Genomic DNA, 11,331 nt, shown 5'->3' on the forward strand with positions numbered 1-11,331 from the left:
GATAACTATGAAATATTTTCAATTTAAAAATATAATAGGAACAGCCTTACTGGCATTGTTCTTTGTAGGGTGCTCCGATATTTTGGACGAAACCCCGCGTGCGACATTCACTCCCGAATATTTTAAAACCCAGGAAGGAGCAGAAGGAGGACTGACATATTTATATGCGAATTTGCGTTACATGTTTGGAAACGGGTATTTTCTGAATGCATATGAAACGGGTACTGATGAGTATACGTACGGTTTCAGTGCTGATGAACAGTTCAAAGCAATGGACTATTCAGGGGCTGGAGTCTTGACCTCGGCAAATAGTAATTCCAATATCACCTGGGAATATGCTTTTAAAAGCATCAATACCGCAAACGGTATTATTCAATATGGAACAGATGCGGGAGTCTCAGATGCATATATCGCTGAAGCTAAATTTTTCCGTGCATTCAACTATTTTCTGTTGGTTCAGACCTTTGGGGGGGTACCTTTAGATTTAGGATCAGGTGAGTTGGCTTTTAATACAAGTCCATCACGTACCTCAGTGCGCAATACCGTGGCTGAAGTTTACACAACAGCGATTTTTCCGGATTTGTTGGACGCTATTGCGAACCTCCCGGAAGAAGGTCGGGCAACAGGTACAGCAACGACGACTTTAGCACGTTTATTTTTGGCAAAAGCTTATTTGACTTATGGCTGGTGGCTGGAAAATCCGAACGACATTGCCACTTATCCGTTCGTTGATAGCAGAACTGACCCTGACGGTCAAAGTGCATCCTGGTATTTTCAGGAGGCTTATAATGTAGCAGTAACTGCAATTGACAATCCTGGCCCCTTCTCTTTGCAAACATCATTTTATCAGATACATGTAGGTTCAAACGATCGGCACAGTGAGATGCTGCTATATGCCGATCATACTGAAGATAGTGAATACTATGACGGCTCAAGTCACTCTTATAACAGTGGGTCAGCTCCGGGTAACTTTGCTGCATGGTTTCCTAACTGGAACTATTCAGGAAACTTAACAAGTTACACTGCCAGCGGTTCGGCTTTAATTTCGACACAACGTGAGGAAGCTCAGCCTTACGGACGTCCTTGGAGTCGTATGTCAACACCAATTGGTGTATTTGAAGATACTTTTGGAGATAAAACTTATGACTCTCGTTACGACGGAACATTTAATACTGTTTTCAGAGGAAACTGGCAAAAAAATTCTTCTTATGAAGGATCTGACTATGACGTTTTGTATAACGCAAACAACTTAGCTGTGGAGATGGGTGATCCGGTTTTAACTTTCGTAAATGAGGATTCTTCAGAGATCAGCTATCCAGCTTCTTCTTCAGAAGATAAAAGTGGAATGGGAGCCGGTACGCTTCCCGGAAGAGCAGATTGGATTGTCGGTCCCTCGGCAATCAGTCGGTTTGCCTGGCCAACGCTATGGAAGCTGGGACCTTATGTTTCGACGCATGAGCAGGATGGTGGATTGGGTTCACCGAATAGCGGTATCACACGTCCATTCCCGATTGCTAAATTGTCTGAATTGTATCTGGTTGCTGCTGAAGCTGCGGTAAAGGGTGCATCAGGTACCTATTCTGCTATTGATTTTGTAAACGTTCTGCGTGCCCGTGCCGGTGTATGGACATACAGCAATAGCGGTGATTCGATTGTAAGTGTCGATTATAGCGCTCAGATGATTGCCAATACTCCTTCTGCAATTACAATTGATTACATTCTGGCCGAACGCTCTCGTGAATTCTTCGGAGAGGGTTACCGTTGGTTGGACTTGGTTCGTACCCAAAAGTGGGGTGAGATTGCCGGAGAATTTGATATCTGTAGTGATGCCTCAAAAGAGAATGCTCATGTGCACGATAGAGAGACTTTTAACAGGACTATAACAGAAAAAGATTATTTGCGTCCAATTCCTTCGAACCAGATTGATGGTTTAGAGATGTCGGAAGCCGACAAAGAGGCTTATCAAAATCCAGGTTATTAATTTGGTAGGATTTCATAAGTTTAATTGAATAGATTCAAAATGGGACCGGACTAAGTTCCGGTTCCGTTTTTCCAAAATAGAGGCAGGCACAATTTCAGTTTGCTAATGTGTCAGCCAGTCTTGATTTTCCGACCGGCACGGAAAGCGTATCCAAAACTGGTGGTGCTTTCAGCCAGAAAAAATTAGTCAACGATGAATCGAACCTACACGAAGACCAGGAACTTACTATTCCTCTGTTTGCTCTTTTTCGTTTTTGGATGCAAGCCGAACCCGGCAGCTGAAAAAGTTGTCCGCGAACGTATCAGTTTAAATGGCGGATGGGCTTTTTACAAATACGATAGCTCCGAAAAGAGTGACTCGCTGATTTACGATGTGCGCCCGGATGGAAAAGAGAATAACGACAGCAAGGATGCCGATTCAAAGCCGACAGAGGCTGTTGATATCGAAGCAAAGCAACTGGCATTGAAACCGTGGGTAATGCCAACAGCAAACGAATTTATCGCAAATCCTTCTGCGAAGTACAGTCGGCCGGAAGGAAATCCCGGCGGCGATTTCCCGTTTGTTCAGGCTGATTTTGATGACAGTTCGTGGGAGCCGGTAAATTTACCACACGACTGGGCGATCAAAGGGCCATTCTTCGTCGGCGAAAATCCCGAAGTTGGTGGCGGTATGGGACGCCTCCCTAGCAACGGTGTGGGCTGGTACCGTAAAAAGTTGACTATTCCTGCTGCTGATGCCGGAAAATCCATCTTTCTTGATATCGACGGAGCCATGTCGTATGCTATCGTCTGGTTAAACGGAAATTTGGTTGGAGGCTGGCCTTATGGCTATAATTCCTGGCGCGTCGATCTGACGCCCTACCTTATCCCCGGAGGCACAAATCAGCTGGCTATCCGGGTTGATAATCCTAATTATTCAGCTCGCTGGTATCCCGGCGGCGGCATTTACCGCAATGTTTGGCTGGTAAAAACAACCCCTGTTCACATTGTCCATTGGGGAACATTTGTAAGAACGAGCGATATTTCCAACGAGTCTGCCAAACTCGATCTGGAAGTAAAAATTGAAAACAGTTCAGAAAAAGACATTGAAACAAAACTGATTACCCGGATTTATGAGTTGGACGAAAACGGCAAGCGAAAAGAAGCCGTCGTTGGAGGCTTTGAGCCACAAACCTTATCTGTTGTTGCAGGAGAGCAGGCAAAAGCTGAAACGAGCACAATTTTTAAAAATCCAAAGCTTTGGGGTCCACGTCCAACGCAGCAACCAAATTTATATGTTGCGGTTACAGAGCTTTATGAGAATGAAAAATTAATCGACCAATACGAAACACGGTTTGGCATTCGCGATGTGAAATTCGCCCCGAATCAAGGAGTTCTGGTGAATGGCGAACTGATCAATATTCACGGAGTTAACCAGCACCACGATTTAGGCGCTTTAGGCGCTGCCTTTAATACCCGAGCTGCCGAACGCCAACTCGAAATATTACGTGACATGGGTTGCAATGCCATCCGAATGTCGCACAACCCAGCGGCTCCGGAGCTGCTGGAGCTCACCGACCGTATGGGATTCCTGGTCATCGATGAGATTTTCGACTGCTGGGAAATGAAAAAAACGCCTCACGACTTCCACCTCATTTTTCCGGATTGGTCGGAGCCGGATACACGCGCCTTTATTCGCCGCGACCGCAACTGTCCGTCGGTTATCATTTGGAGTTTTGGTAATGAAGTCGGCGAGCAATATACCGCCGAAAAAGGAGCTGCAGTTGGGCAGCGGCTGTATGATTTAGTGAAAGAAGAAGATCCGACACGCCCGGCAATTACGGCGATGAATTATGCGAAACCATTCATGGAACTTCCCAAGGTGCCCGATTTGATTGGGCTGAATTACCAGGGCGAAGGTATTCGGCAGGATCCGATGTTTGAAGGTACCGATCGCATTCGGACGGCACCTCAGTATCCAGCCTTTCACGAGCAATTCCCGGGCAAAGTCATTATCAGTACCGAGTCGGCATCAGCTTTAAGTACCCGTGGAACCTATCTGTTTCCGGTGTCGGAGAAAGTGAGTGCTCCGGTTCGCGAAGGTAAAGGTGGAAATGAAGCCAAAGGCTATGTGAGTGCCTATGAGCTCTATGCTGTCGACTTTGGTTCAAGCGCAGATAAAGTGTTTGCTGCTCAGGATGCACATCCTTTTGTTGCCGGCGAGTTTGTCTGGACTGGCTGGGATTACATAGGCGAGCCTACTCCATACTATTCTGCCAGAAGTTCTTATTCCGGAATTATCGATTTAGCGGGATTTCCGAAAGATCGTTACTACCTGTACCAGGCACGTTGGCGTCCCGATTTGCCAATGGTTCATGTTCTTCCACACTGGAACTGGCCCGGTCGGATAGGTCTGGTGACACCGGTACATGTGATTACCTCGGGCGACGAAGTTGAGTTGTTCCTGAACGGCCGTTCGTTGGGTAAGAAAACCAAAGGTGAATTTGAATACCGCTTGCGCTGGGATGATGTGCGTTACGAGCCGGGTGAGTTGAAAGCAGTGGCTTACAAAGATGGAAAAGAGTGGGCTGAGCAAATTATTGGGACGACCGGTGAGGCTTCAGGGATAGCATTGGAAGCTGATCGAAATAAAATTTCTGCGGATGGTAAAGATTTGGCATTTGTTACCGTAAAAGTGACTGATGAAAACGGACTGCTGGTTCCGGATGCTGCGAACAATATCCATTTCAGGGTAGAAGGGCCCGGCGAAATTGTGGCGACCGACAACGGCGATCCCACTGATATGAACGCTTTCCCGTCGCACGACCGAAAAGCATTTGGCGGACTTTGCCTTGTGATTGTAAAAGCGCAGGCCGGAGCCGAAGGACCAATTCTGTTAAAAGCGGAGTCCGCTCGGCTCAAGTCAACCGAAATCACCATTGAACTGAAACTCTGACGATAATTAACGAAAAACCACAAACCAATGAAAATAAAATCAATCATATCAAGCCTGTTTATACTGTTGTTGGTCAATTCTGCCTCATTCGCTCAAGCGATTGATGGTTCCCAATTGTGGTTCACCAACCAACAGCATTCGGCCAAAGTTAGAACCGCGATTCCGACGATTGTTTGCATTCAGGAAGAATCAGCCACTTTCCAAATTATAAAAGAGGAACTTGCCGAAAGTATTCCGGCTTTAGGAATCGGTGAAGTGAGTTTCACTCAAAAAACCGCCAAAAATATCGTACTGGTTGGAACTTTAAAATCGAAAGCAATTGCCAGCCAGCTGAATGAAGACGAATTGACAAAGCTTGGAAATGATGGCTTCATCATTCGCAGATCGAAAGGTGAAGGTACAATATTAATTGCTGCAAACACGGAGTTTGGAACATTATACGGAGTTTACGAATTTCTGCGTCTGATTAAAACAAGCTCTTCCGATTTGGCAGAAATTGATCGGATTGAAATCCCTTCGTACCATCGCCGGGTTTTAAATCATTGGGACAACCTGGATGGAACAGTAGAACGTGGCTATGCCGGTCATTCCATCTGGAAATGGGACGAGTTGCCTTCAACAATCAGTCCGCGCTACGAGGCGTATGCCCGAGCGAATGCATCTATCGGTATCAACGGCGCGGTGTTGAATAACGTGAATGCCAATCCCGATATTTTGACGAAAGACTACCTGGAAAAAGTAAAAGTTATTGCTGGTATTTTCCGCCCTTACGGCATCAAAGTTTATTTGTCGGTTAACTTTTCGTCGCCTAAAGAATTGGGAGGTTTGGAGAATTCAGATCCGTTAAACGACCAGGTAAAAGCCTGGTGGAACGATAAAGCAGATGAGATCTACTCGATGATTCCCGATTTCGGAGGCTTCCTGGTGAAAGCTAATTCCGAAGGCCTCCCGGGGCCGCAGGACTACGGTCGTACGCACGCTGATGGCGCCAACATGTTGGCCGACGCACTGGCTCCGCATGGAGGTATCGTCATGTGGCGTGCTTTTGTTTACAACCCGGATGGCGACGACCGTGCCAAGCAGGCCTACAAAGAGTTCGTTCCCCTGGACGGACAGTTCCGGAAGAATGTGATCATCCAGCTGAAAAACGGTCCGATTGATTTTCAACCTCGCGAGCCTTTCAGCCCGATGTTTGGCGCGATGAAATACACCACGCTAATGCCCGAATTTCAAATTACACAGGAATACCTTGGATTCTCTGATCATCTGGTATTCTTGTCAACGCTTTTCGAAGAGTGCCTGAATACGGATACATACGCGGAAGGGCCAAACACAACAATAGCCCGGATTACCGATGGTGAAGTGTTTAACGATTCTATAACGGCAATTGCCGGGGTAGCTAATATTGGTGAAGATACCAATTGGTGCGGGCATCATTTTGCCCAATCAAACTGGTATGCTTTCGGACGTTTGGCTTGGAACAATAAGTTGTCTTCAGCAGAAATTGCCAACGAATGGCTCAAGCAAACCTTCACCCAAGACGCGGATTTTGTTGCTCAAATGCAAACGGTGATGCTGCAATCGCGCGAGGCAGTTGTCGATTACATGACCCCGATCGGTTTGCACCACCTGATGGGCTGGAGCCATCATCACGGACCGGAGCCTTGGTGCGAGATCCCGGGAGCACGGCCGGATTGGTTACCGACCTATTATCACAAAGCGGATTCGGCAGGCATTGGTTTCGATCGCTCAACAACCGGAAGTGAAGCGGTATTGCAATATGCGGAGCCGCTTCGGTCAATCTACGATAATATTTCAACCTGTCCCGAAATGTACTTGCTGTGGTTCCATCATTTGTCCTGGGATTACATCTTGCACAACGGCAATACGTTATGGGATGAACTGTGCTACAAATATTCCTCTGGAGTTGATCGGGTAAAAGTATTTCAGCAAACCTGGGATCGGATGGAAGGGAAGATTGATGTGCAACGTTTTAAGGACGTTCAGGCGAGATTGGCGATCCAGGCAACCGAAGCTATGTGGTGGCGCGATGCCTGTTTGCTCTATTTTCAAACCTTTTCGGGTAAGCCTATTCCGATGGAGCTGGAACGCCCGGTTCATGTGCTAGAGAAGTTGAAACAAATCAAGTTCGACATGACACACCACAATTAGAAAATCAACAAATCACAAATCTAATACCAATCAAATATGAAAGCCGCAATAGAAAGAATATCGGTTGTCGAGAAGATCGGCTACAGCCTGGGAGATCTGGCTGCCAACCTGATCTTCCAAACGCTTATGGCATTTATTGCCTTCTTTTACACCGACATTTATAAAATACCACCGGTGACGGCCTCTGCCATTATTTTCGGCGGCGGTATGTTCGGTGCCTTTTTCAACCCGGTAATGGGCATTATAGCCGACCGCACCAGCACGCGCTGGGGAAAATTTCGTCCCTGGGTTTTATGGACTTCAATTCCCTTTGGCTTGTCTGCGATTTTAGCTTTTGCAACGCCGAACTTTAGTCCAAACGGCAAAATCATTTATGCGCTTGGCACTTATGTCTTTTTGGTGTTGATGTATTCGGCCAACAACCTGCCGTACTCGTCGCTTAGCGGAGTGATGACCGGTAGCATGCAGCAACGCAACAGTATCTCGGCATACCGTTTTACAGCGGCCATGATTTCACAATTTATCATTCAGGTATTGTTGCTCCCTTTAGCGATCATTTTTGGCGATGGCGATAAAACAGTTGGTTTTGGGAAAGTGATGACGATGTTTGCCATCATTGGCATCGTTTTTTTCATCATCACCTTTTTAACAACCAAAGAACGGATTGTGCCAGAGGCAGAACAGGAAGCAACCGTCAAACAAGACCTTTCAGACTTAAGTAAAAACCGCCCGTGGTTGATGATGTTGGGTGTTATCATCTTTCTGTTTATCACCGTGTCGCTTAAAGGCGGCATGTATGTGTATTATTTTGAAGACTTTGTTAACCGTGAAAAGCTGGGCTTGTTCCTCGAAAATATCGGCTTCAACGGTTTTATCGACGGCTTGAATTCAGCCTTTGTAAAGATTGGTTTGCATGGTTTTCAGTGGCCTGAGGATATTGCGACTTCCGGTTTTAGTTTATTCAATGCATTAGCAACCATTTGCATGATCATCGGAATCATGTTCTCCAAGCGTTTGGCCGATCGTATCGGTAAGCGCGAAGTGTTTAAATGGGGAATCGTCATATCAGCATCCTTTCAATTGTCATTCTTTTTCTTCGGCCCGGGGGCGGTAGGTGCGATTTTCCTGATTCAGATCATGCATGGTTTGTTCTACGGGCTCACCATTCCTATGCTCTGGGCTATGATTGCCGACGTTGCTGATTATTCAGAATGGAAAAACAACCGTCGTGCGACCGCTATCATCTTTTCAGCGATGATTTTCGGATTGAAAGTGGGCTTGAGCGTTGGCGGTGCTTTAGTAGCCGGAATATTGGGCTGGTTTGGCTATGCAGAGCAGATTGCTGTCCAATCTGATCTGACGGTTCTGGGAATCAAACTGTCCATGAGTGTTTTCCCAACGATCACTTTTGCGGTATCTGTCATCTTCTTGCTTTTCTACGAGATCGATAAAAAGACCGAGGTTAAGATCGAAAAAGAGCTGGAGGAACGAAGACGAAATAAGAAAGAAAACAAGGTACAGCCTGTGCCGGTAGTAGCCGATTCCGCAGGCAGTAATCCAATATTGACCAAAATAGAACCATAGTAATAAAACGTTACCAACTTAAAATTAAAAGGAATGAAAACAGCAATCATGACCGAACTGGAAAAAGTAGAGATTCAGGAAACAGCGATTCCGGTTCCAACAGCGAATGAAGTTTTAGTGAAAATAGAATATGTAGGCGTGTGTGGCTCCGATTTGCATTATTATGAGCATGGCCGCATCAGTAATTTCATTGTTGAAACACCTTTTGTGTTGGGACATGAGTGTGCCGGAACAGTGGAGAAAGTGGGCGAAAGCGTGAGCCATTTGAAAGTCGGCGATCGGGTAGCTTTGGAGCCGGGAAAAACCTGTGGCGTGTGTGAGCACTGCAAGTCGGGAAAATACAACCTGTGTCCGGATGTCATCTTCTTCGCGACACCACCGGTGCCTGGAACTTTTCAGGAATATGTAACCCACGAAGCCGGTTTATGTTTCAAGTTGCCGGATAATGTAAGTACGATGGAAGGTGCGTTAATTGAACCTTTGGCCGTTGGTTTCCATGCTGCCATTCAAGGTGGTGCATCGGTGGGGCAAACAGCGGTTGTTACCGGTGCCGGCGCAATTGGCTTGGTGAGCTTGTTGGCAATGAAAGCCATGGGCGTGTCGAAAGTGTACGTGGTAGATGTGTTGCCGAAACGCTTGGAAAAGGCGCTTGAATTGGGTGCGACTGGAGTGATCAACGGGATGGAAGAAGACGCGGTCGCAAAGATTATGGAACTGACAGAAGGCGAAGGAGTGGATCTTTCGATTGAAACTGCCGGAACTGAAATTACCATGACACAGTTGCTGAAAATGGCCAAGAAAGGTTCGACGGTTGTGTTTGTCGGATACAGCGCAAAAGAAACAGTGAGCCTGCCGGTTAACCTGATCATGGATAAAGAATTGTCAATCCAGTCGGTTTTCCGTTACCGGAATATCTTCCCGCTGGCCATTGAAAGCGTTGCTGCCGGTATTGTGCCAATCAAAGACATTGTGTCGGACTCTTTTGACTTCGACGATATTCAAAATGGCCTGCAAAACTGTGTGAAGAATAAAGCCGATATCGTGAAAGCGGTTATAAAACTTTGATGTATGGATCGTCAATATTTTGAAAATCCGATTCTGAGTGGCTTCTATCCCGACCCTTCCATCTGTCGGGTGGGCGACGATTACTACCTGGTAACGTCATCCTTTGTGTACTACCCCGGCTTGCCGATTTTCCACAGCAAGGACCTGGTCAACTGGCAACAAATCGGGCATGGTATTCACCGCATCAATCAGCTTGACTATAAGAATTGTGAGACATCTTTAGGTTTGTGGGCACCTACCATCAGATATCACAAAGGGCGTTTTTATATTATAAACACCTTTGTGTCTGAGGGTAGGGAAGCTCGCAGAGATAACTACATAATAACTGCAGAAAAACCGGAGGGCCCCTGGAGCGATCCGGTTTTTGTTGCGGGCGCCGACGGGATTGACTCGTCGCTGTTTTTCGATGACGACGGCCGCGTTTGGTATGCCGGTAATTGTATCATCCCCTACGACAAGCAAGAGTACGAGGGCCATCACGCAATTTATTTGTGTGAGCTGGATCCGGAGACTTTCCAAATCATCGGCGACAAGAAAATCGTCTGGAACGGGAATCGTACTACCAGCAAATGGATTGAAGCACCGCATATCTATAAGAAGGGTGGTTTTTATTACATGATTGTGGCAGAGGGCGGTACGTTCACCAACCACAGTGTGATGATGGCGCGGGCTAAAGAGATTGATGGTCATTATGAGATTTGCCCTCGTAACCCGATTGTTTCGCACCGGCATGTGTCGCTGATGAACCCCATTTCGGTGGTTGGCCATGCCGACATTGTGGAAACACAAAACGGCGAATGGTGGATGGTTTTGCTAGGTGTGAGACCTTACGAAGGAATCAATTACAACCTTGGGCGCGAAACCTTTTTGGCTCCGATCATTTGGGATGAAGATGGCTGGATTCGACTGGACACGCCTTATGGGTTGATTCAGGAAAAAGAGCGTCGCCCGAATTTGCCGGAACATCCTTTCCATGTGAAGATGGTACGGGACGATTTTCATGGTGAAATCGACCTTGTTTGGAACACGGTCCATCCGTATTCAACCGGTTTTTTTAGCTTGAATGAACACCCCGGGCACTTGCGTATTCATTTGCAGCCCGAAGTCATTCACGAAATCTGTACACCCGCTTTTGTGGGACGCAGACAGCAGCATAAGAATTTTGAGGCCAGTTGTTTAATGGCGTTCGATCCAAAGGCTGATAACGAAGAAGCAGGAATGGTTTTGTTGAGTGATCATCGGTTCAACTACGTTTTTGTTGCAGGCCGGCAAGGAGAAGAATATGTTATACGGCTATACAAGACTGAAAGCGGTAAAAATATTTTGATAAGCGAGGCGAAAGGGGTATTTTCAAAAACTGTCATATTAACAATAAGTGCAACGGATTTGGAGTACAGCTTTTATTACCAGTTGCCGGGTGGCGAGAAAACGCTCTTTGTGGCCAATCAAAAAGCATCGCTGCTAAGTTCAACGGTTAACGAAGGTTTCACCGGCACTTACATTGGAATGTATGCCAGTTCGAACAAGCAGCAATCGGGTAATTATGCCGATTTCGATTGGTTCGAGTATAAGGCGTTGACCTAACAGAACTAAAA

At 46.4% G+C, this 11,331-nt stretch carries 6 protein-coding genes; all 6 read left to right on the forward strand.

The window, feature by feature from the left end:
* Positions 1-7: 7 nt before the first annotated feature.
* The 6 genes from GJV22_RS07910 (at position 8) to GJV22_RS07935 (ending at position 11,320) form a co-directional block, all read left to right on the forward strand.
* Positions 8-1,981 carry a RagB/SusD family nutrient uptake outer membrane protein gene (locus tag GJV22_RS07910; RefSeq protein ID WP_163711335.1) on the forward strand — a complete coding sequence of 658 codons (1,974 nt, stop codon included), beginning with the start codon at positions 8-10 and terminating at the stop codon, positions 1,979-1,981.
* Positions 1,982-2,173: 192 nt separating this feature from the next.
* Positions 2,174-4,915, forward strand: a complete 2,742-nt coding sequence (gene galB / locus GJV22_RS07915) for a beta-galactosidase GalB (RefSeq protein ID WP_163711338.1) — start codon at positions 2,174-2,176, stop codon at positions 4,913-4,915.
* Positions 4,916-4,942: 27 nt separating this feature from the next.
* Positions 4,943-7,087, forward strand: a complete 2,145-nt coding sequence (locus tag GJV22_RS07920) for an alpha-glucuronidase family glycosyl hydrolase (RefSeq protein WP_163711341.1) — start codon at positions 4,943-4,945, stop codon at positions 7,085-7,087.
* A 36-nt stretch (positions 7,088-7,123) separates the two neighbouring features.
* A complete protein-coding gene (locus tag GJV22_RS07925; protein WP_163711345.1) occupies positions 7,124-8,671 on the forward strand; it encodes an MFS transporter in 1,548 nt (515 codons plus the stop codon).
* A gap of 33 nt (positions 8,672-8,704) precedes the next feature.
* Positions 8,705-9,736, forward strand: a complete 1,032-nt coding sequence (locus GJV22_RS07930; RefSeq protein ID WP_163711347.1) for an NAD(P)-dependent alcohol dehydrogenase — start codon at positions 8,705-8,707, stop codon at positions 9,734-9,736.
* 3 nt (positions 9,737-9,739) lie between these two features.
* Positions 9,740-11,320, forward strand: a complete 1,581-nt coding sequence (locus GJV22_RS07935; RefSeq protein WP_163711350.1) for a glycoside hydrolase family 43 protein — start codon at positions 9,740-9,742, stop codon at positions 11,318-11,320.
* Positions 11,321-11,331: the final 11 nt, after the last annotated feature.

Origin of the sequence: Mangrovibacterium lignilyticum (genome assembly GCF_010882175.1) — a bacterium.
Taxonomy (GTDB): Bacteria; Bacteroidota; Bacteroidia; order Bacteroidales; family Prolixibacteraceae; genus Mangrovibacterium; species Mangrovibacterium lignilyticum.

Bases quoted from the DNA above. Each gene is read 5' to 3' on its own strand.
- GJV22_RS07920 (WP_163711341.1), top strand. From the start codon at position 4,943: ATGAAAATAAAATCAATCATATCAAGCCTGTTTATACTGTTGTTGGTC.
- GJV22_RS07910 (WP_163711335.1), top strand. From the start codon at position 8: ATGAAATATTTTCAATTTAAAAATATAATAGGAACAGCCTTACTGGCA.
- galB (WP_163711338.1), top strand. From the start codon at position 2,174: ATGAATCGAACCTACACGAAGACCAGGAACTTACTATTCCTCTGTTTG.
- GJV22_RS07925 (WP_163711345.1), top strand. From the start codon at position 7,124: ATGAAAGCCGCAATAGAAAGAATATCGGTTGTCGAGAAGATCGGCTAC.
- GJV22_RS07935 (WP_163711350.1), top strand. From the start codon at position 9,740: ATGGATCGTCAATATTTTGAAAATCCGATTCTGAGTGGCTTCTATCCC.
- GJV22_RS07930 (WP_163711347.1), top strand. From the start codon at position 8,705: ATGAAAACAGCAATCATGACCGAACTGGAAAAAGTAGAGATTCAGGAA.